Consider the following 20,624-nt stretch of genomic DNA (forward strand, 5'->3'; position numbering starts at 1 on the left):
AGTCAGCGTTTTTTTGTTTGTGGCTTTGGTATTTCATACCGTCTAAACAAAATAGCAGTACGGCAAGAACAAACTACTTGGTAAGAAACTAAAGCAGCTTCTTCAAGCGGTAAAGTTCTTCTAATGCTTGGCGAGGAGTTAGATCATCAGGATCAACATTCGCAAGTGCTTGTTCTACTTCGCTTGGTCCAGGGATCAGACTTAGTTGGTTTGCAATATCAACGCCGCTTGGCTTCGATGTCGGAGACTCAAGACTCAATGCTTCGAGCTGTGTTAGCTTCGCGCGAGCGTTCTTGATCACCGCTTTTGGTACACCAGCCAATCCTGCAACCGCTAGGCCGTAAGATTTACTTGCTGCACCTTCTTGAACTGCGTGCATAAAGGCAATGCTGTCACCATGCTCAACCGCATCTAGGTGTACGTTTGCTAGCGTTGGAAGTTGGTTTGGTAACTCGGTTAGCTCAAAGTAATGCGTTGCAAACAGTGTCATCGCGTTGATTTGATTAGCTAACCATTCTGCACTTGCCCAAGCTAATGACAAACCATCGTAAGTACTGGTACCACGACCGATTTCATCCATTAGCACAAGGCTGTTTGGTGTTGCGTTATGCAGGATATTGGCAGTTTCTGTCATCTCAACCATGAAGGTTGAACGGCCAGAAGCCAGATCATCCGATGCGCCAATACGCGTAAAGATACGGTCGATAGAGCCGATGGTCGCGCTTTCTGCAGGAACATAACAACCGATATGAGCCATCAATGCGATGAGTGCCGTTTGGCGCATATAGGTCGATTTACCACCCATATTTGGACCTGTGATGATCAGCATCTTACGTTGATCATTAAGGTCGATAGGGTTAGCAATAAAGGGTTCGTCCATCACTTGTTCAACAACAGGGTGACGACCTGCTTGGATCTGCACACCTGCAGCTTCTGTCATGGTTGGACGACAGTAATCCAGCGTATCTGCACGCTCAGCCAAGTTTTGTAGAACATCAAGCTGAGATACTGAAGAGGCGATGTTTTGTAGGCGCTCTAGATACGGCAGTAGTAAGTCAAACAACTCTTCCCACAGCTGTTTCTCGATAGCGAGTGCTTTCGACTTAGAGTTAAGCACTTTGTCTTCGTGCTCTTTTAGCTCGGGAATGATGTAACGCTCAGCGTTTTTCAGCGTTTGACGGCGAACATAATGTGGCGGCACTAGGTGGCTTTGTCCGCGGCTCACTTGAATGAAGAAACCGTGTACGTTGTTGTAACCAACTTTTAGAGTGTCGATACCATGACGTTCACGCTCTTCTTGCTCAAGCTTATCCAGAAACTCAGTTGCACCTGCTGCAAGGTCACGCCATTCATCTAGCTCGGTATTATAGCCTTCTGCGATCACACCACCGTCACGGATAACCACCGGTGGGTTCTCTTTGATCGCTCGCTCGAGTAGTTCAGAAACTTCGTCCACAGGAGAAGCATATTGAGCAAGTTGAGTTAGGTACGGGTGCTTAAGTTGCGTTAGCGTTTCAGCAAGCTCTGGCAAGTATTCCATTGCTTGGCGAAGTCGTGCCATATCGCGAGGGCGAGCAGAACGAAGTGCAAGACGAGCAAGAATACGCTCGATATCACCAATCTGCTTTAAGGTTGGCTGTAGCTCTGTGAATAGAGCCAAATCTTTCATCTCACCAATCGCATCTAGGCGCTGATCGAGCGCAGAGATATTGCGCATTGGTTGATGTAACCAACGCTTAAGCATACGGCTACCCATTGCTGTTGCGGTGTGATCAAGTACTTCGGCAAGGGTGTTATCAGTACCACCTCCAAGATTTTGCGTGATCTCTAGATTGCGGCGAGTCGCTGCATCGAGGATCACAGAGTGATCTTGTTTATCCATCGTCAGTGAACGGATATGTGGAAGGGCTGTACGTTGAGTATCTTTTACGTATTGGATCAAACAACCAGCCGCACATAGACCCAGTTTTGCGCTTTCTACGCCAAAGCCAACCAGATCGCGAGTACCAAATTGCTTATTTAATTGCTGCTTAGCAGTGTCTAATTCAAATTCCCATACAGGGCGACGGCGATTGCCATTACGGCTTGCCATTAGATTTACTGGCTCGAAATCTTCAGGGAACAGTAGCTCACGTGGTGAGGTTCTCTGCAGTTCTGCTGCCATTGCTTCTTCCGTTTCTGGTTCGCAAAGTTGGAATCGACCGGAGGTAATATCAAGTGTCGCGTAACCAAATTTACCGTTGTGGTGGTAAATGGCTGCAATTAGGTTATCAACGCGCTCAGAAAGTAATGCTTCATCGGTCACGGTACCGGGTGTAACGATACGTACAACAGCACGCTCAACAGGGCCTTTTGAAAGTGCTGGATTACCAATCTGTTCACAAATTGCTACGGATTCACCAAGTTGTACTAACTTTGCAAGGTACCCTTCAACGGCATGGTAAGGAACACCCGCCATAGGAATAGGCTCACCATTTGATGAACCACGTTTAGTCAGTGAAATATCGAGGAGTTGAGAAGCTTTTTTAGCATCATCATAGAAAAGCTCGTAGAAATCGCCCATGCGGTAGAACAGCAGAATTTCTGGGTTTTCTGCTTTCAGTTTTAGGTACTGCTGCATCATGGGAGTATGTTTTTGATCGGCTTTCACAGTTAACTTCTTTCGTTTATTTCTATTGCGGCTTAGGATACGTGAAAGCGTTTCGTGCGAAAAGCGGCTGATGCGAAAAGATGCGAATCCAAATGATATGACAGTAAATAAAGGGAAGTTGATGATGCAGATGACTCAAGACCTTAGTGAACAGCTTGGACATTTACTCGCTAAACACAAACAAGTGTTAGTGACGGCTGAATCTTGCACTGGCGGAGGTGTTGCGAGTGCAGTCACCGATATTGCGGGCAGCTCTGGGTGGTTTGATCGCGCTTTTGTTACGTACAGCAATGAAGCTAAGCAAGAGATGATAGGTGTACAGCTTAAAACCTTAATTGAGTTCGGCGCTGTAAGTGAGCCTGTCGTAATAGAAATGGCGAGCGGGGCATTGCAACATTCAAATGGGACGCTCTCTGTATCAATCAGTGGCATTGCTGGCCCAGGTGGCGCGACCGAAGATAAGCCTGTTGGTACGGTATGCTTCGCGTGGAGAGCGCTAAATGGCTGGGATAAAGTAGAAACGCATGTATTTACAGGCGACAGATCACAAGTACGCCAACAAGCTACGCACCATGCCCTGCAAGTTATTTATGATTACCTATCAATGGAAGGTAAGTAACATTTGCACAAATTATTTTCATACAGGTATAGACACTGTATGAATCAACAGTATAATGAAAGTCAATTAGTCACCCCTATGTGGGTTAGAAATAGATTCTAGATCGCTTGTTGAGACAACCGATTATGTGGAGATAGAAATGGACGAGAATAAACAAAAAGCGTTAGCCGCAGCCCTTGGTCAGATTGAAAAGCAATTTGGTAAAGGTTCTATCATGCGTCTTGGTGATAACCGCACAATGGACGTAGAAACTATTTCTACAGGTTCTCTATCTCTAGATATCGCACTAGGTGCTGGTGGCCTACCGATGGGACGTATCGTAGAAGTTTACGGTCCAGAATCATCAGGTAAAACAACGCTAACGCTTGAGCTTATTGCTGCAGCACAGAAAGTGGGCAAAACGTGTGCATTCGTTGATGCGGAACACGCACTAGACCCTATCTATGCTCAAAAGCTTGGTGTTGATATCGATGCACTTCTTGTTTCTCAACCAGATACTGGTGAGCAAGCGCTTGAAATCTGTGATGCACTGGCTCGTTCAGGTGCAATCGACGTTCTTGTTATTGACTCAGTTGCAGCACTAACACCAAAAGCAGAAATCGAAGGCGAAATGGGCGACAGCCACATGGGTCTTCAGGCTCGTATGCTTTCTCAAGCGATGCGTAAGCTGACGGGTAACCTAAAGCAGTCTAACTGTATGGCTATCTTCATCAACCAAATCCGTATGAAAATTGGTGTGATGTTCGGTAACCCAGAAACAACAACGGGTGGTAACGCGCTTAAGTTCTACGCATCTGTTCGTCTTGATATCCGCCGTACTGGTGCGATCAAAGATGGTGATGAGGTTGTTGGTAACGAAACCCGTATCAAGGTTGTTAAGAACAAGATTGCTGCACCGTTTAAACAAGCTGAAACTCAAATCCTATACGGCAAAGGCTTCAACCGTGAAGGTGAGCTTATCGATTTAGGCGTTAAGAACAAGCTGGTAGAAAAAGCGGGCGCTTGGTACAGCTACAAGGGCGACAAGATCGGCCAAGGTAAAGCTAACGCTGGTAAATACCTGCGTGAAAACCCAGAGGTTGCTCTAGAGATCGATACTAAGCTTCGTGAATTGCTACTGACTCCTGCTGTTCTTGAAGAGAAAGACGTAGAGAAAGAAGAAGAAAACGAAGAGCTATAAGCTGACGTTTTACAGAGTAGATGTTTGAAAGAAGCATCTGCTTTGAAAGAATTTAAAGCCTCGCATATTTTATGCGGGGCTTTTTTATTGGTTCAGCTCCGTAGAGCATGTCTTTGGTCAACTCTCTTTCGTTGAGTGAGTTTCTTAGTTACTAGGTCGTCAATTTAGTTCTGCTTTTCCGCGGCTAGATATAGTGGAATATTCTTCATTTTATCGAATTCCCACTAAAATCCTGCCCAAGGGTGTCTTTTCTACAAGAAAACTAGTCGAAGCCTTAACCATGATCTACAATACGGCAAAATTCTAACTCGACTATTTTCAGGAAGAGCTGCATGTACATGAGCACTGATGAGGTTCGCAACGCGTTCCTTAAGTTCTTTGAGAGCAAAGAACACCAAATCGTAGACAGTTCATCGTTAGTTCCACATAACGATCCAACCCTGCTATTCACTAACGCAGGTATGAACCAATTCAAAGATTGCTTCTTAGGCGCCGAAAAACGTGCCTACACTCGAGCAACTACGGCTCAGCGTTGTGTACGTGCGGGTGGTAAACACAATGACCTTGAAAACGTAGGTTTCACGGCTCGTCACCACACGTTCTTCGAAATGCTAGGCAACTTCAGCTTTGGTGACTACTTCAAAGAAGAAGCGATTGGTTTTGCTTGGGAATTCCTGACTGAAACTCTTCAACTGCCAAAAGACCGTCTGTTGGTAACGGTATACGAGACAGATGATGAAGCATTCGATATCTGGAACAAGAAAGTAGGTGTACCTGCTGATCGTATCGTTCGCATTGGCGACAAAGAAGGCGGCAAACAGTTCGAGTCTGATAATTTCTGGACGATGGGTGACACAGGTCCTTGTGGTCCATGTACTGAAATCTTCTACGATCACGGTGAGCACATCTGGGGCGGCCGTCCTGGTACACCTGAAGAAGATGGTGACCGCTTCATCGAGATCTGGAACAACGTATTCATGCAGTTCAACCGTCACGCTGACGGCACAATGGAACCGCTACCTAAGCCTGCTGTAGATACAGGTATGGGTATTGAGCGTATTTCTGCAATCATGCAGGGCGTTCACTCTAACTACGAAATTGATGTATTCCAAAAGCTAATCAAAGCGACAGCGGAAGTTGTGGGTCATGACGACCTATCTAACCAATCGCTACGCGTTATTGCTGACCATATCCGTTCTTGTTCATTCCTAATCGCTGACGGCGTTATGCCTTCAAACGAAGGTCGTGGCTACGTTCTACGTCGTATTATTCGTCGTGCAGTTCGTCACGGTAACAAGCTTGGCGCACAAGGCGTGTTCTTCCACAAACTTGTGGGTGTATTGGCTGAAGTGATGGGCTCTGCGGCAGATGAACTTAAGAAACAACAAGAGCTTGTTGAAAAAGTACTTCGCATTGAAGAAGAGAACTTCGGTCGTACTCTAGAGCGCGGCATGGTTATTCTTAATGACGCACTAGACGCACTTGAAGGCAAAGAGCTTGACGGTGAAACAGTTTTCAAACTTTACGACACATACGGTTTCCCAGCTGACCTTACTAACGATGTAGCACGTGAACGCGACTTTACTATCGATGAAGAAGGCTTTGAGAAGGCGATGGAAGCACAGCGTAAGCGTGCTCGTGAAGCTGGTCAATTCGGCACTGATTACAACGCAACGATCAAAGTAGACACTAACACCGAGTTCTGTGGTTACACAGCTACTGAAGGTGCTGGTGAAATCTCTGCGCTATTTGTTGATGGTGAAGAAGTATCTTCACTATCAGCGGGCGACAAAGCCATCATCATCCTTGAAGAGACACCATTCTACGCTGAGTCAGGCGGTCAATGTGGTGATGCTGGTACACTAAAAACAGCTTCGGGTCTTTTCAAAGTACAAGATACTCAGAAGCTAGGTAACGCATTTGCGCACCACGGTGAGCTAGTTGAAGGTGTATTTGCTGAGGGCGATAAAGTAGAAGCAACGGTTGACGCTGAGCGTCGTGCTGCTATCTCACTAAACCACTCTGCAACTCACTTGCTTCACTCTGCACTGCGCGAAGTTTTAGGTGAGCACGTTGCTCAGAAAGGTTCTTTAGTTAAGCCAGACAATCTACGTTTTGACTTCTCTAACCTTGAAGCGGTAACACCGGTACAGATTAAAGAAGTAGAGCGCTTGGTTAACGCACAAGTTCGTAAGAACCACGTGATTGAAACCAACATCATGGATATCGAGTCAGCGAAAGAAAAAGGTGCAATGGCACTGTTTGGCGAAAAGTACGATGATGAAGTTCGCGTTCTATCTATGGGCGATTTCTCTACTGAGCTTTGTGGTGGTATCCACGCAAGCAACACGGGTGATATCGGCCTGTTCAAGATCACTTCTGAAGGTGGTATTGCTGCGGGTATTCGTCGTATTGAAGCGGTAACGGGTGAAGCTGCTCTAGATGCAGTAGAAGCTCAGGTTAACGCTTACGAAGAGAAACTTACTGAATCCGCTAAGAAAGCGAAATCGCTAGAGAAAGAAATCCAACTGCTTAAAGAAAAGATGGCTGCTGCAGAAAGCGCAAACATCATGGGCAAAGTAGAAGAGATCTCTGGTACTAAAGTTTTGGTTGCTGCAATTGAAGGCGCAGACAATAAGAACCTACGTACTATGGTTGATAACGCTAAAAACCAAGTAGGTAGCGGCATCATCCTGATCGCAAACGTAGCAGACGGTAAAGTTGGCTTGATTGCTGGTGTAACCAAAGACCTAATCGGCAAAGTAAAAGCGGGTGACCTCGTTAAGATGGTTGCTGAGCAAGTTGGCGGTAAAGGCGGTGGTCGTCCAGATATGGCTCAAGCGGGCGGTACAGACGTTGAAGCACTGCCAGAAGCGCTTAAATCTGTACGCACTTGGCTAGAAGAGCGTCTTTAAGCTTAAGTAATTGATACAAAGATGCCCAATCAGTTGATTGGGCATCTTTTATTTTGCCTATTGGAAGCGTGTTTAAACAAGGTTTGATTGAGATTAACCAAGAAGTCTAATGGTGGCGTTAGACTCCTTGGTTAATTTTTTATTGCTTCGCCCTGACGCGGAGTATGTATTTTTTTGTCATATATAGACATTGGTCTTGGGAAGGTGAGGACGGGTGAAAATGCCTCTTATCGTGCAGAAATTTGGTGGAACGTCGGTGGGTTCAATTGAACGAATCCATCATGTAGCAGAAAAAATCATTGAAGCGAAAAATGAAGGGAACCAGATCGTGGTTGTCGTTTCTGCTATGTCTGGTGAAACAAATCGGTTAGTTAACTTAGCCACACAAATTGATAGCGTACCAAACGCTAGAGAACTGGATGTGTTGTTAACGGCTGGCGAGCAAGTTTCCATGGCCTTGTTAGCAATGACGTTACACAAGTTAGGTTATGAAGCGACATCAATGACTGGCTATCAAGCCAAGATACACACTGATTCTAATCATAATAATGCAGCGATTGAGCGTATTGATACTGCTCCTATTCAAGCTCTGCTAGATGACAACCAGATTGTCATTGTTGCAGGCTTTCAAGGGTTCAATGCGAAAGGCGATATCACAACATTAGGTCGCGGTGGTTCAGATACTACAGCGGTAGCGCTTGCGGGTGCCTTGCAGGCGAAAGAATGCCAGATCTATACTGATGTTGATGGTGTTTATTCTTGTGACCCTAGAGTTGTGAAGCAATCTCAGAAATTAGATACTTTAGACTTCCCTTCTATGGAAGAGATGGCCCGCCGAGGCGCTAAGGTTTTACATCTTCCATGTGTTCAGTATGCATGGCAGCATAACGTGCCATTGCGAGTGCTTTCAAGCTTTGAACAAGGCGAGGGCACATTGATCGCGGGTAATCAGTGTTTGAATGATATTGCTGGTATCGCCATCCAAAGAGATATGGTGCGTATCGAGTGTTTGAATGAAGATTTACCGTCTTTCATTTCACATTGCCAACTGTTGGGGATCGAAGTCTGTAGTGTGATCGAGGAAACAGAACGGGCAGCACTCATTATTAAACAAGACATAAGTGCCAAATTAAAACTAGTTTTTGCTGAGAAAATCCGTAATAGTGAACAGGTTAGTTTGTTAACTGTGGTAGGAAGCCGAACACAAGAAATTGTGGTCAGTTCACATGGATTGTTGTCTGAAGGCGAAATTGATGTACAACATCACTTATTGCAGCAGCAGTCTTTAACTTTGGTGATATCACCAACGCAAGTCGATATGGCTGCTAACATATTACACAATGCATACATCGTAGCGCGTGAAACACAGGGTTATCCTAAAAAAGAAGTGCATTTTGGTTAAATAAACTCAATCGATAGTTTACGAAAATATAACTTTTGTTGGATAATGCTCTCGTAGCTAGATAAATTTAGAGATTACTCAAGGAGCAAAGAATGCTAATTTTGACTCGCCGCGTTGGCGAAACACTGATGATTGGTGATGAAGTAACAGTTACTGTACTAGGCGTTAAAGGTAACCAAGTACGTATCGGTGTTAACGCACCTAAAGAAGTATCTGTTCACCGTGAAGAGATCTACATGCGCATTCAAGCTGAAAAAGGTAATGGTAACGTTGCATCTGGCAACTACTAATACTTTTGCGTAGAGAAGAGGCTAGCATTGTTGCTAGCCTTTTTTGATCTTGGGGAATAGAAACGCTCATTGGGACATAGATAGGTTGGATAGCGGATCGGTCTCAAAGTGGTGAAGTGAATGCTTTGTGATGTTGTGAGATACAGACAAGGTTGAACAGAACTGTTGCTCTGTATTTTGTTTGGCAAAATTCAAGATTTATTAGCTTCCCCTATGGCGCAAATACGCATCCCGTAGTATTGTGCCATCAGCGGTAGCACTTGCTGCTGGAGAAATTAGATAATTGTTTTCGGCTGTTTATTATTGCCAATCTTTCACCTTAATTTTTAAGGAAAAAAGCGCGATTTGAATGTTATAAGTTCAATTTGCAAGCGCTTTGATTAAATAGCAAACGGTTGAGTGTTTTTGTCCAATTTTTTTCAATAAAGTGTTTGACATATTTTCGGTAAAACGTAATATGTGCCTCCGCAAGACGGTGAGGTGGCCGAGAGGCCGAAGGCGCTCCCCTGCTAAGGGAGTATGTGGTTTGTAGCTGCATCGAGGGTTCGAATCCCTCCCTCACCGCCATTTCTTGTGAGTCTAAAATTAGCAGTTTAGGCAATGTAAATGTGCGTCCTTAGCTCAGCTGGATAGAGTACCTGGCTACGAACCAGGCGGTCGGAGGTTCGAATCCTCCAGGACGCGCCATTCTCTCTTTTCTTACTTGTAAGTAACGTGAGAATAATGAATTAGGTGAGGTGGCCGAGTGGCCGAAGGCGCTCCCCTGCTAAGGGAGTATGTGGTTTGTAGCTGCATCGAGGGTTCGAATCCCTCCCTCACCGCCATTCATTACAGGCCAATGGCCTTTTTTTTCTTCGTAGCAAGAAGAATGTGATATGTTTCACAACTTCATTCTTAATGAATGAACACCGTGCGTCCTTAGCTCAGCTGGATAGAGTACCTGGCTACGAACCAGGCGGTCGGAGGTTCGAATCCTCCAGGACGCGCCACTATTTAAGGGTCTATTGATCCTCGTATTGACTAAGTTGATACTAAAACCCGTGCGCTCTTAGCTCAGCTGGATAGAGTACCTGGCTACGAACCAGGCGGTCGGAGGTTCGAATCCTCCAGAGCGCGCCACTATTTAGGGTTTAGTTCTGATAAGAATGTGAATCCTGATATTGATAAATCGTTCGTCGAGAATTAATATCAAAACCGTGCGTCCTTAGCTCAGCTGGATAGAGTACCTGGCTACGAACCAGGCGGTCGGAGGTTCGAATCCTCCAGGACGCGCCACTATTTAAGGGTTTATTTCTTATAAGAATGAAAATCCTTGTATTGACTAAGTTGATACTAAAATCCGTGCGCTCTTAGCTCAGCTGGATAGAGTACCTGGCTACGAACCAGGCGGTCGGAGGTTCGAATCCTCCAGAGCGCGCCACTATTTAGGGTTTCCTTCGTGAACTCCTGATATTGCGAATACCAATATCGAAAACTGCGCGTCCTTAGCTCAGCTGGATAGAGTACCTGGCTACGAACCAGGCGGTCGGAGGTTCGAATCCTCCAGGACGCGCCACTATTTAGGGTTTCTTTGTGAACTCCTGATATTGGGAATACTGATATCGAAAACCGTGCGTCCTTAGCTCAGCTGGATAGAGTACCTGGCTACGAACCAGGCGGTCGGAGGTTCGAATCCTCCAGGACGCGCCACTATTTAGGGCTTTTTTCTTATGAGAATGAAATCCTTATATTGATACGTTGTTAGTAACAATGAATTGATATTAAAACCGTGCGCTCTTAGCTCAGCTGGATAGAGTACCTGGCTACGAACCAGGCGGTCGGAGGTTCGAATCCTCCAGAGCGCGCCACATTATTAAAAAAAGCCTCGTTTATACGAGGCTTTTTTTATGCCTGCTATATAAATGTTGATTAAATGTTAAATTTACCTAACATTTAACTTGTTGTATTTTAAGTACTTCTTGAATGCTTCTTTGTTATTCCACCTTTCTCATATCATTTCTCAGAAAAGCCCCGTTTAAGTCACAGTTTAAATATCTAAAAATGACTCATTTGACAGATTTATGTGATCTGATAGGCGAATAATTAACCTTATGTGTGCGTTATCCGTAACAGAACCTTAAACAAAATTGACAAACTTTTACCAATCGAGATAATCCATGGGTCGGGATCACTATTCGCTGAAATCCTGTACGTATGTCAGGATGACGAAGAAAGGAAGCAACATGACTAATATTGGAAGCCTGCTAGGAGATGCGGCGACTCTAATGATAACGGGGATGTCCGTTGTCTTTATTTTCCTAACTATTCTAGTTTACCTCGTTCGGTTGATGTCAAAACTGGTACCAGAAGAAGTACCAGAGCCGATCGCAGCACCTAAAAAAATTCAAAAATCACAATCAAACCCTTCAGCTGTTAGTCCACAGGTAGTGGCAGCAATTTCGGCCGCGGTTCATCAATACCGTGCGTCTACTGCTAAGTAGCATTTAAAGGATTAAAAAGGAGTTTATGAGCATGTCTAAACCACTAGCTATCACAGATGTGGTACTTCGTGACGCGCACCAGTCACTATTTGCTACTCGTATGCGTATCGAAGATATGCTGCCAATTGCGGCAGAACTGGATAAAGTCGGTTACTGGTCACTTGAGACTTGGGGCGGCGCGACGTTTGATTCGTGTATCCGTTTTCTTGGCGAGGATCCATGGGAGCGTTTGCGTGAGCTGAAAAAAGCGATGCCAAACACACCAATGCAGATGCTACTGCGTGGTCAAAACCTATTGGGCTACCGTCACTACGCGGATGATGTAGTAGAAAAATTTGTTGAACGTGCCCATAAGAATGGCATGGACGTATTCCGTATTTTCGATGCGATGAATGACGTACGTAACTTTGAAAAAGCGGTGAAAGCAACGATTGATGTTGGCGGCCACGCTCAAGGTACCTTGTCTTACACAACCAGTCCGGTTCACAACTCTGATACTTGGGTTGATCTGGCTAAGCGTCTAGAAGACCTAGGTTGTCATTCACTATGTATCAAAGATATGTCAGGTTTATTAAAGCCTTATGAAGCGGAAGAGTTAATTACACGCATCAAAGCATCGTGTGATGTTCCTCTAGCGCTACATAGCCACGCGACAACCGGTCTATCGACAGCAACAGCGGTTAAAGCGGTTGAGGCGGGTATCGATATTCTAGACACGGCGATCTCTTCAATGAGCTGTACTTACGGTCACACGCCAACTGAAACGGTTGTGGCTATGTTAGAAGGTACAGAGCGTGACACGAATCTTAAGCTTGACCAAATTGAACCTATCGCGTCTTACTTCCGCGATGTACGTAAAAAGTACGCAAAATGGGAAGGCCAGCTAAAAGGCGTCGATTCTCGTATCTTGATTGCTCAGGTTCCTGGCGGCATGTTGACTAACATGGAAGGTCAGCTGAAAGAACAAGGCGCAGCCGATCGTATGGACGAGGTTCTTGAAGAGATCCCACGCGTACGTAAAGAGCTTGGTTACATTCCTTTGGTAACACCAACTTCTCAAATTGTCGGTACTCAAGCGGTTATTAACGTACTAACGGGTGAGCGCTATAAGAGCATCACGAAAGAGACTGCAGGTCTGCTGAAAGGCGAATACGGCCAAGCACCTGCGGAAGTAGATGCTGAACTGCAAGCAAAAGTTCTGGATGGTGCAGAGCCAATTACTTGTCGCCCTGCTGATTTGCTTAAGTCAGAAATGGATACGCTGACTACGGATCTTTTAGAGAAAGCGAAATCAGAAGGCATTTCTCTAGCTAAAGATACCGTTGATGATGTACTGACTTACGCACTTTTCCCACAAGTAGGTCTTAAGTTCCTTAAGAACCGTCGTAACCCAGAAGCATTTGAACCAGCACCAACGGCAGAAGTTGCGACTCCAGTAGCTGCAGCTCCAGCGCCTGCTTCTGGTGGTATCGAAAGCTACAGCGTGAAGGTTGATGGTCAAGTTTACGATGTCGAGGTTGGCCCACAAGGTGAACTAACATCTGTTGCGCCATCTGCAAAACCTGCTCAGGCTGCACCTGTAGCAGCTTCTGACGCTGAAGCGGTTCCTGCTCCATTGGCGGGTAACATCTTTAAAGTTAACGTTCAGGCGGGTGCTGAGGTTGCTGAAGGCGATGTTCTACTTATCCTAGAAGCGATGAAGATGGAAACGGAAGTTCGTGCTGCTCGTGGTGGTATCGTTCAAGAACTGAATGTTAAAGAAGGCGATGCAGTTACTGTAGGCGCTCCACTACTAAGCTTAGCGTAAGGGAGCACCATGGAAGGATTGATGACCTTATGGTCTGAAACAGGGATTGCGAACTTTGAGTTCGGCCAGATCTGTATGATGTTGGTTGGTTGCTTATTGTTGTTTTTGGCAATTCGCAAAGGATTTGAACCGTTACTTCTACTACCGATTGGTTTTGGTGCTGTATTAGCGAACATTCCAAATGCTGGGTTTACTGATCCAGGTGGTTTGCTTTACTACGTTTACTACATTGGTATTGAAACGGGTATTTTCCCACTGCTGATCTTTATGGGTGTTGGTGCGATGACGGACTTCGGTGCGTTGATTGCGAACCCTAAAACATTGTGGTTAGGGGCTGCGGCTCAGTTTGGTATCTTCGCGACGCTATTTGGTGCGATCTTGCTGAACTATGTTCCAGGAATGGAATTCTCGATGGCCGACGCTTCTTCCATTGCGATCATTGGTGGTGCCGATGGCCCAACCGCGATTTTCTTGGCGAGTAAGCTCTCTCCTGATCTTTTAGGTGCGATTGCAGTAGCGGCGTATAGCTATATGGCATTGGTTCCTATTATTCAGCCGCCAATCATGAAGGCGTTAACGTCTCCTGAAGAACGTAAGATCAAGATGGCTCAACTTCGTCACGTTAGCAAAGCAGAGAAGATTCTCTTCCCGCTTGCTGTACTACTGATGACGATTTTGTTCCTACCTTCAGCGACACCTCTAGTGGGTATGTTCTGTCTGGGTAACTTGATGCGTGAAGCGGGTGTGGTTGATCGCCTATCGAAAACAGCGCAAAACGAACTGATTAACGTTGTGACTATTTTCCTTGGCCTCGGTGTTGGTTCTAAGCTTCAAGCGGATACTTTCTTGAACTTAGAGACACTGGGTATTCTTGGCTTAGGTGCGGTCGCGTTCAGTATTGGTACTGCGGGTGGTGTATTGATGGCGAAGGTTCTAAACCGCTTCTCGAAAGAGGACATCAACCCATTGATTGGTGCAGCTGGTGTATCAGCGGTTCCAATGGCGGCACGTGTTGTGAACAAGGTAGGCCTTGAGGCAAACCCTCAGAACTTCTTGTTGATGCATGCGATGGGCCCGAACGTAGCAGGTGTACTTGGTAGTGCGGTTGCGGCGGGTATTCTATTAGCGCTAGTCGGTTAATGGATTACTTAGGTCATGTATCGTTACGTTAATTGGTCGTTAATTTACGAATGAGCGGTTAACTTAGCCTTATTAAATGGTTTATAGTCAAAGGGATGCTTTCGCATCCCTTTCTTTTTTTATTAATTAGGGTGCTTGCTCATTAGAGCTTTTATCAATCAAGGAAATGTGGAAATGGAAAATAAACAGATTGCGATTACTCAATTCGGCGGTGTCGAAAACCTTAGTATTCAAACTAGTGCGATTCCAGAGCCTAAGGCTGGAGAAGTGGTGGTTAAAGTTTCCTTTTCGGGCATTAATCCGATTGATGTGAAAACCCGTGCTGGCCTTGGTTGGGCAGCAGCACAAAACAAAGACAATCTACCTTGGGTGCCGGGATATGATATTTCGGGGCAAATTGTAACGCTAGGCGATCAGGCTGAACGTTTTACTGTTGGTGATAACGTGGCAGGGTTTATTGGTTTTCCACTGCAAGGTGGCGGTTATAGCCAATTCGTATGTGTTCCAGAAGCGGCACTCAGCATGGTTCCTGATTCTGTCACCCTAGAAGCGGCAGCGGCATTACCACTTGCTAGTCAAACAGCAGCCCAAGCACTCAATAAAGCCGAAGTAAAAGAAGGCGATCGCGTGCTTATCTTAGCGGGCGCAGGCGGGGTTGGTCACCTTGCGGTTCAAATCGCAGTGGCAGCAAAAGCAGAGGTTTACACGACCTGCAGCGAAGCCAATCTCGACTATCTTGCAACGCTAGGCGCTCATGCTATCAACTATAAGTTTGCCCCAGCTTCAGAACGAGTTTCTGATGTTGATGTGTTGATTGATTTGGTCGGTGGCGATACCGCGCTTGATGCGTTGAAGTGCCTGAAAGACGGTGCGAGAGTCGTGACAGTACCAACTTTGTCTGCTGAGTTGATTTGTGAGAAAGCCACGCTCCTAGGTTTTACTGCATCAGGCATGTTGGTTGAACCAAACACTGAGCAAATGGACACCATGCTTTATATGGTGAGTGTTGGATTGCTTAAAACAGAAATTCAAGGTATCTACCAACTAGACGAAGCACAGTCGGCGCATCTGCAGGTTGAAAGCGGACACACTAGAGGCAAGGTACTGCTTAAGATGCAAGAAGGTTGATATGCAGTGTTAGAATTCTTTAATTCCCTTTTTGAAAACATAGCGCTGTGGTTCTCTGACTCGGCGCTTTGGGTACTCTTCATCAGTGGCTTCTTGAGTGCCACATTATTGCCCGGTGGCTCAGAAGCCAGCCTTGTTGCAGCATTGAGCTTAGATCAATTCTCTACATCGTCGATTATTCTCATAGCGACACTCGGTAACACCTTAGGCGGCCTGACCAATTATTGGATTGGTTTGTGGTTGCCCAATCGAACTCAATCTGAAAAGCATGGTCATAAGGCTATGGCTTGGCTGAGCCGTTATGGTTACTGGGCACTGTTATTCAGTTGGTTACCCGTTATTGGTGACCCTTTGTGTCTGGCGGCGGGTTGGTTGAGAATGAAATTTATCCCTAGCGTTATTTTGATAGCGATTGGCAAAGCCGCTCGCTACAGCTTACTTGCTGCTATCTACTTCGGTTTTTTCTAAGGAGAACCTATGAAAAAGGTTTTACTTGGTACATTTTCTCTTATCGCCATTGCCGGCTGTTCTTACAATGTACCTAGCTCAACATCCTTCTTTTCCTCATTACCAGAAGGTGTCACTCTTTTAGAAGAGGTAAAGCTCTCTAAAGATAAAGTGGTGATTCCTTACACCAAATATCAGCTTGAAAACGGCCTGACAGTTATTCTTTCCCCTGATGATTCCGATCCATTGGTGCATGTTGATGTGACCTATCACGTAGGTTCAGCACGTGAAGAGATTGGTAAGTCGGGTTTTGCTCACTTCTTCGAGCATATGATGTTCCAGGGATCTGAGAACGTTGGTGACCAGCAGCACTTTAAGATCATCACTGAAGCGGGTGGTTCGTTAAATGGCACCACTAACCGTGACCGTACCAACTACTTTGAAACCGTTCCATCTAACCAACTAGAGAAAATGTTGTGGTTAGAATCAGACCGAATGGGTTTCTTATTGGATGCGGTTTCTCAGAAGAAATTCGAAGTACAAAGAGGCACGGTCAAAAACGAACGTGCTCAAAGTTATGAAAACCGTCCTTATGGTTTGATGTGGGAACGCATGGGGGAAGCGCTTTACCCTGAAGGTCACCCTTATTCATGGCAACCAATCGGTTATGTGGAAGATCTCGACCGAGTTAATGTGAATGACCTCAAGGCCTTCTTCCTACGTTGGTATGGCCCAAATAATGCCGTGCTAACGATTGGTGGTGATATCGACGTTGATGACACGCTAGAGTGGGTGAACAAGTACTTTGGCCCTATTCCTCAAGGCCCAGAAGTTAAGGCGGCAGAGAAACAACCAGCTGTGCTAACTGAAGATAAGTACATCACCCTAGAAGATAATATCCGTCAGCCGATGGTGCTTGTTGGTTGGCCTACAACGTATCGCGGTGAAGAGACGCAAGCGTCACTGAATGCATTGTCTAACGTGTTAGGTTCAGGTACCAACAGCTACCTATACCAAAACCTCGTAAAAACACAAAAAGCAGTAAGTGCAGGATCTTTCCATGATTGTGCTGAACTTGCTTGTACCATGTATGTGTATGCGATGGGTAACTCCGGTGAAAAAGGCGATCTGACGGTTCTTAATAAAGAGCTGATGGATACTCTAGAGCAATTCTCGAAAGAGGGTGTTGAACAAGAACGTTTAGACCAGATCACCGGTATGGCAGAAGCGGACGCGGTTTTCGCTCTGCAAAGTGTTAAAGGCAAGGTTTCACAACTGGCATCTAACCAAACCTTCTATGGTCAGCCAGATCGAATTGAATCGCAACTTGATCAAATCCGAGCTGTCACTCCTGAAAGCGTGAGCAAGGCCTACCAAGATTTCATCGAAGGTAAGCACAAGGTGACTTTGAGTGTGGTTCCGAAAAAGCAGCTTGATTTAGCCGTTCGAGAAGCGACATTTACCACACCTGCACGTACTCTGCCTGAATACAGCAAGGTGACGGAAGACCAGCTGGATTTTAGAAAGGCACCGAATACCTTTGATCGCAGCGTGATGCCAGAAGTGAACTTTGGTGTTGAGGCGACCATGCCTGATTTGTACCGCATGCACTTTGCAAACGGTACGGATTTAATTGGTACTGTGACCAGTGAAACGCCGACAGTACAGCTACAGATTCAACTTCCAGCCGGTGAGCGTTACGTTCGCAAAGGGCAAGAGGGCCTGGCGAACATAACTGCTTCTATGATGGAAGAGGGGTCGACTAAACGAACTGTTGAAGAGTTACAGGCGACTTTGGATAAGCTTGGCAGTAGCGTCAGCATTAGTGCGGGCAGTTACACCACTGACATTTCAGTCTCTACGCTAGAGAAAAACCTTCCTCAAACCTTAGCTATTGTACAAGAGGTTCTATTCGAGCCTAAGTTTGATGAGCAAGATTTCGAGCGTGTTAAGAAACAGATGTTAGAAGGCGTCGTGTATCAGCATCAGCAGCCAAGCTGGATGGCGTCTCAAGCAACCCGTGAAGTGCTGTTTGGTGATAGTATTTTTGCTCGTGCAAGTGATGGTACTAAGGACTCTCTAGAATCGTTAACTCTGGACGATGTAAAACTGTTTTACAGTCAGCACTATACTCCTGAAGGAGCTAATATTGTTATCGTAGGGGACATCTCGAAGAAAGAGATAGAGAAGCAGCTACAATTCTTTGAGCAATGGCAAGGCGATGCGGCACCACTAACGCGTCCGCAGATCGTCAAAGAGCTTTCTGGTCAGCACCTGTACTTGGTCGACAAACCGGGTGCGCCGCAAAGCATTGTTCGCCTGGTTCGTAAAGGCCTGCCGTTTGACGCTACTGGTGAGTTGTACTTGAGCCAGTTAGCTAACTTTAACTTAGCGGGTAACTTTAATAGCCGTATTAACCAGAACTTGCGTGAAGACAAAGCCTACACTTACGGTGCAAGCGGTTACTTCGCAAGTACTCGAGAAACAGGCGCGGTGGTATTTAGCGCGCAAGTAAGAGCTAACGCGACAGTGCCATCGATTCAAGAGTTTATTAATGAACTGAATGAGTTTAGCCAAAGTGGATTAACTGATGAAGAGGTGAAATTTATGCGCCTTGCCGTCGGTCAACAAGATGCACTCAAATACGAAACACCAAGTCAGAAAGCTGGGTTGTTGAGTAATATTGTTGCATTGAGCCTTGATGAAGATTACCTACAACAGCGTAATCAGATAGTTGAGACGGTCTCAAAAGAGACATTGAATGAACTATCGAAGAAATGGTTCGACCCGAATGATTATCAAATAATTGTGGTTGGCGATGCGGCTTCGCTTCGCCCGCAATTAGAAAAGTTAGATATTCCAATAGAAGAGCTTGAAATCATTCGTTAGAGTACACATTAAAGGGGGAGGGAAGAGACTCTACTTTTCTCCTCCAACCTAATTTATGATAGTTCTAATCAGAACGATATAAGATAAGTGAACTGAATTTTGACTGATTTTGCTGCGCGACTAAAGCAAGTTGCAACCAACCCTAAGACCTTCTCTCAATTTGGTCGTGGTGTTGAAAGGGAAACATTACGCTACACGGAAGATGGGCACCTTGCTACTGGGCCGCACCCTAAGGCTTTAGGATCTGCGTTGATGAACGAATGGGTAACGACCGATTTCTCTGAGTCGCTACTGGAATTTATCACGCCTGTTTCTAACGACGTTCCGACGCTTTTGAATCAGTTGTCTGATATACATCATTTCACGCAAACCAAGTTAGATGGCGAAAAACTATGGCCGCTTTCTATGCCTTGTTACGTTGGTAGTGAAGATTATATTCAGCTAGCGCAATACGGCACATCTAATAACGGTAAGATGAAGACGCTATATCGTGAAGGCCTAAAGCGTCGTTACGGTAGTCTGATGCAGATTATTTCTGGTGTTCACTTCAACTTCTCTTTCCCAGAAAGCTTTTGGGATAGCCTATTTGGAGAACAAACAGGAGAAGCGCGTTGTGAAGCGAAGTCAGATGCTTACTTTGGTTTGATTCGTAACTACTATCGCTTTGGTTGGTTAATCCCATACTTCTTCGGTGCTTCACCTGCGTTATGTTCTTCTTTCATCAAAGGAAGAGAAACTAACCTGCCTTTTGAAAAGATTGGCGAGACACTGTACTTACCAAAAGCAACGGCACTGCGCCTAAGCGATCTTGGTTACACCAACAGTGCGCAAAGCGTATTGAAAATTGGCTTCAACAGCCTAGACCAATACCTTGAAGGTTTGAATCAAGCGATTCGTACACCATCAGAAGAATTCGCAGAGATTGGCACTAAGGTTGATGGTGAATACCGTCAATTGAATAGCAACGTACTGCAAATTGAGAATGAGCTTTATGCTCCAATTCGTCCTAAGCGTGTAGCGAAAAATGGTGAGAAACCATCTGAAGCACTAGCACGTGCTGGTGTTGAGTACATCGAGGTTCGCTCTCTAGACGTAAACCCATTCAGCTCAATTGGTATCACGGAGCAACAAGTTCGCTTCTTAGATCTATTCCTAACGTGGAGTGTGCTAACTGACTCTGCTGAGATGGATAACTGTGAGCTTGAGTGCTGGCGCGACAACTGGAACAAGGTGATCCTAGAAGGTCGTCAAGTCGGTCTAGAACTGCAAATTGGTTGTTACGGTGAGCGCTTGTCTCTGCAAGATTGGGCGAAGCGCGTGTTCAAAGATCTACGCTCAATTGCTGAGATGATGGATGCAGAACAAGGCGGTCGAGCTTACCAAGAAACCTGCGATACGCTTGAAGCTTGGATTGATAACCCAGAGCTAACCATTTCTGGCCAATTGCTAGAAGAGACTAAAAAGTTAGGTGGCTTAGGTAAAGTTGGCTGTGCGCTAGGTAAAACGTACGCTCAACAGCACAAGGCACACCAATACAAAGTGTATTCAGCTGAGCTGATGGAAGCAGAGGTTCAACGCTCTGTGATTGCTCAGCAACAAAGTGAAGAAGCGAGCACTCAAGATTTTGACAGCTTCTTAGCGGATTATTTTTCGTATTTAAAAGCATAGCGAGACGTT

At 45.5% G+C, this 20,624-nt stretch carries 13 protein-coding genes and 10 tRNA genes; 22 read left to right on the forward strand and 1 reads right to left on the reverse strand.

Annotation, left to right across the window (positions count from 1 at the left end):
- Nucleotides 1-88: 88 nt before the first annotated feature.
- Entirely contained in the window at nucleotides 89-2,650 is a 2,562-nt protein-coding gene (mutS, locus tag AB8613_RS11270; RefSeq protein WP_372383830.1) for a DNA mismatch repair protein MutS, read from the reverse strand.
- Nucleotides 2,651-2,774: 124 nt separating this feature from the next.
- On the opposite strand from mutS, the gene pncC reads away from it, so the two are divergent.
- The 22 genes from pncC (at nucleotide 2,775) to gshA (ending at nucleotide 20,615) form a co-directional block, all read left to right on the forward strand.
- Entirely contained in the window at nucleotides 2,775-3,269 is a 495-nt protein-coding gene (gene pncC / locus AB8613_RS11275; protein WP_372384819.1) for a nicotinamide-nucleotide amidase, read from the forward strand.
- Nucleotides 3,270-3,408: 139 nt separating this feature from the next.
- Nucleotides 3,409-4,449: a recombinase RecA gene (gene recA, locus AB8613_RS11280; protein ID WP_017056586.1), complete on the forward strand. Its 1,041-nt coding sequence runs from the start codon at nucleotides 3,409-3,411 to the stop codon at nucleotides 4,447-4,449.
- Between the two features lie 332 nt (nucleotides 4,450-4,781).
- The gene (gene alaS / locus AB8613_RS11285; protein WP_372383831.1) at nucleotides 4,782-7,364 is read left to right on the forward strand and encodes an alanine--tRNA ligase; all 2,583 of its coding nucleotides are present in this window, start codon (nucleotides 4,782-4,784) and stop codon (nucleotides 7,362-7,364) included.
- A gap of 220 nt (nucleotides 7,365-7,584) precedes the next feature.
- Nucleotides 7,585-8,766 (forward strand): aspartate kinase, encoded by a 1,182-nt coding sequence (locus AB8613_RS11290; protein ID WP_083702796.1) that lies wholly within the window; start codon nucleotides 7,585-7,587, stop codon nucleotides 8,764-8,766.
- A 92-nt stretch (nucleotides 8,767-8,858) separates the two neighbouring features.
- On the forward strand, nucleotides 8,859-9,056 hold the full coding sequence (csrA, locus tag AB8613_RS11295; protein ID WP_004415691.1) for a carbon storage regulator CsrA: 198 nt from the start codon (nucleotides 8,859-8,861) through the stop codon (nucleotides 9,054-9,056).
- A gap of 474 nt (nucleotides 9,057-9,530) precedes the next feature.
- Nucleotides 9,531-9,623 (forward strand) — tRNA-Ser (locus AB8613_RS11300).
- A gap of 43 nt (nucleotides 9,624-9,666) precedes the next feature.
- A tRNA-Arg gene (locus tag AB8613_RS11305) sits at nucleotides 9,667-9,743 on the forward strand.
- 44 nt (nucleotides 9,744-9,787) lie between these two features.
- Nucleotides 9,788-9,880: transfer RNA gene (locus AB8613_RS11310), tRNA-Ser, on the forward strand.
- 88 nt (nucleotides 9,881-9,968) lie between these two features.
- Nucleotides 9,969-10,045: transfer RNA gene (locus AB8613_RS11315), tRNA-Arg, on the forward strand.
- Between the two features lie 53 nt (nucleotides 10,046-10,098).
- Nucleotides 10,099-10,175: transfer RNA gene (locus tag AB8613_RS11320), tRNA-Arg, on the forward strand.
- 79 nt (nucleotides 10,176-10,254) lie between these two features.
- Nucleotides 10,255-10,331 (forward strand) — tRNA-Arg (locus tag AB8613_RS11325).
- Nucleotides 10,332-10,399: 68 nt separating this feature from the next.
- Nucleotides 10,400-10,476 (forward strand) — tRNA-Arg (locus AB8613_RS11330).
- 58 nt (nucleotides 10,477-10,534) lie between these two features.
- A tRNA-Arg gene (locus AB8613_RS11335) sits at nucleotides 10,535-10,611 on the forward strand.
- A gap of 57 nt (nucleotides 10,612-10,668) precedes the next feature.
- Nucleotides 10,669-10,745, forward strand: a tRNA-Arg gene (locus AB8613_RS11340).
- A gap of 81 nt (nucleotides 10,746-10,826) precedes the next feature.
- Nucleotides 10,827-10,903, forward strand: a tRNA-Arg gene (locus tag AB8613_RS11345).
- A 375-nt stretch (nucleotides 10,904-11,278) separates the two neighbouring features.
- Nucleotides 11,279-11,536: an oxaloacetate decarboxylase subunit gamma gene (locus tag AB8613_RS11350; protein WP_004741884.1), complete on the forward strand. Its 258-nt coding sequence runs from the start codon at nucleotides 11,279-11,281 to the stop codon at nucleotides 11,534-11,536.
- A 31-nt stretch (nucleotides 11,537-11,567) separates the two neighbouring features.
- On the forward strand, nucleotides 11,568-13,343 hold the full coding sequence (oadA, locus tag AB8613_RS11355) for a sodium-extruding oxaloacetate decarboxylase subunit alpha (protein ID WP_372383832.1): 1,776 nt from the start codon (nucleotides 11,568-11,570) through the stop codon (nucleotides 13,341-13,343).
- Between the two features lie 9 nt (nucleotides 13,344-13,352).
- Nucleotides 13,353-14,483 (forward strand): sodium ion-translocating decarboxylase subunit beta, encoded by a 1,131-nt coding sequence (locus AB8613_RS11360; protein ID WP_019825842.1) that lies wholly within the window; start codon nucleotides 13,353-13,355, stop codon nucleotides 14,481-14,483.
- 174 nt (nucleotides 14,484-14,657) lie between these two features.
- Nucleotides 14,658-15,611 (forward strand): NADP-dependent oxidoreductase, encoded by a 954-nt coding sequence (locus AB8613_RS11365; RefSeq protein ID WP_146490613.1) that lies wholly within the window; start codon nucleotides 14,658-14,660, stop codon nucleotides 15,609-15,611.
- A gap of 6 nt (nucleotides 15,612-15,617) precedes the next feature.
- Entirely contained in the window at nucleotides 15,618-16,079 is a 462-nt protein-coding gene (locus tag AB8613_RS11370; protein WP_146490614.1) for a YqaA family protein, read from the forward strand.
- Nucleotides 16,080-16,088: 9 nt separating this feature from the next.
- A complete protein-coding gene (locus AB8613_RS11375; protein WP_372383833.1) occupies nucleotides 16,089-18,947 on the forward strand; it encodes a M16 family metallopeptidase in 2,859 nt (952 codons plus the stop codon).
- A gap of 99 nt (nucleotides 18,948-19,046) precedes the next feature.
- Complete coding sequence (gene gshA, locus AB8613_RS11380; RefSeq protein WP_372383834.1) at nucleotides 19,047-20,615, forward strand: glutamate--cysteine ligase; 1,569 nt, start codon at nucleotides 19,047-19,049, stop codon at nucleotides 20,613-20,615.
- Nucleotides 20,616-20,624: the final 9 nt, after the last annotated feature.

The sequence above is a fragment of the Vibrio sp. BS-M-Sm-2 genome (assembly GCF_041504345.1).
GTDB lineage: Bacteria > Pseudomonadota > Gammaproteobacteria > Enterobacterales > Vibrionaceae > Vibrio > Vibrio satsumensis.

Excerpts from the sequence above, each read along its gene's own strand:
- pncC (WP_372384819.1), top strand. The coding sequence starts at position 2,775 with ATGCAGATGACTCAAGACCTTAGTGAACAGCTTGGACATTTACTCGCT.
- AB8613_RS11350 (WP_004741884.1), top strand. The coding sequence starts at position 11,279 with ATGACTAATATTGGAAGCCTGCTAGGAGATGCGGCGACTCTAATGATA.
- alaS (WP_372383831.1), top strand. The coding sequence starts at position 4,782 with ATGTACATGAGCACTGATGAGGTTCGCAACGCGTTCCTTAAGTTCTTT.
- csrA (WP_004415691.1), top strand. The coding sequence starts at position 8,859 with ATGCTAATTTTGACTCGCCGCGTTGGCGAAACACTGATGATTGGTGAT.
- AB8613_RS11365 (WP_146490613.1), top strand. The coding sequence starts at position 14,658 with ATGGAAAATAAACAGATTGCGATTACTCAATTCGGCGGTGTCGAAAAC.
- recA (WP_017056586.1), top strand. The coding sequence starts at position 3,409 with ATGGACGAGAATAAACAAAAAGCGTTAGCCGCAGCCCTTGGTCAGATT.
- AB8613_RS11290 (WP_083702796.1), top strand. The coding sequence starts at position 7,585 with ATGCCTCTTATCGTGCAGAAATTTGGTGGAACGTCGGTGGGTTCAATT.
- oadA (WP_372383832.1), top strand. The coding sequence starts at position 11,568 with ATGTCTAAACCACTAGCTATCACAGATGTGGTACTTCGTGACGCGCAC.
- AB8613_RS11375 (WP_372383833.1), top strand. The coding sequence starts at position 16,089 with ATGAAAAAGGTTTTACTTGGTACATTTTCTCTTATCGCCATTGCCGGC.
- AB8613_RS11360 (WP_019825842.1), top strand. The coding sequence starts at position 13,353 with ATGGAAGGATTGATGACCTTATGGTCTGAAACAGGGATTGCGAACTTT.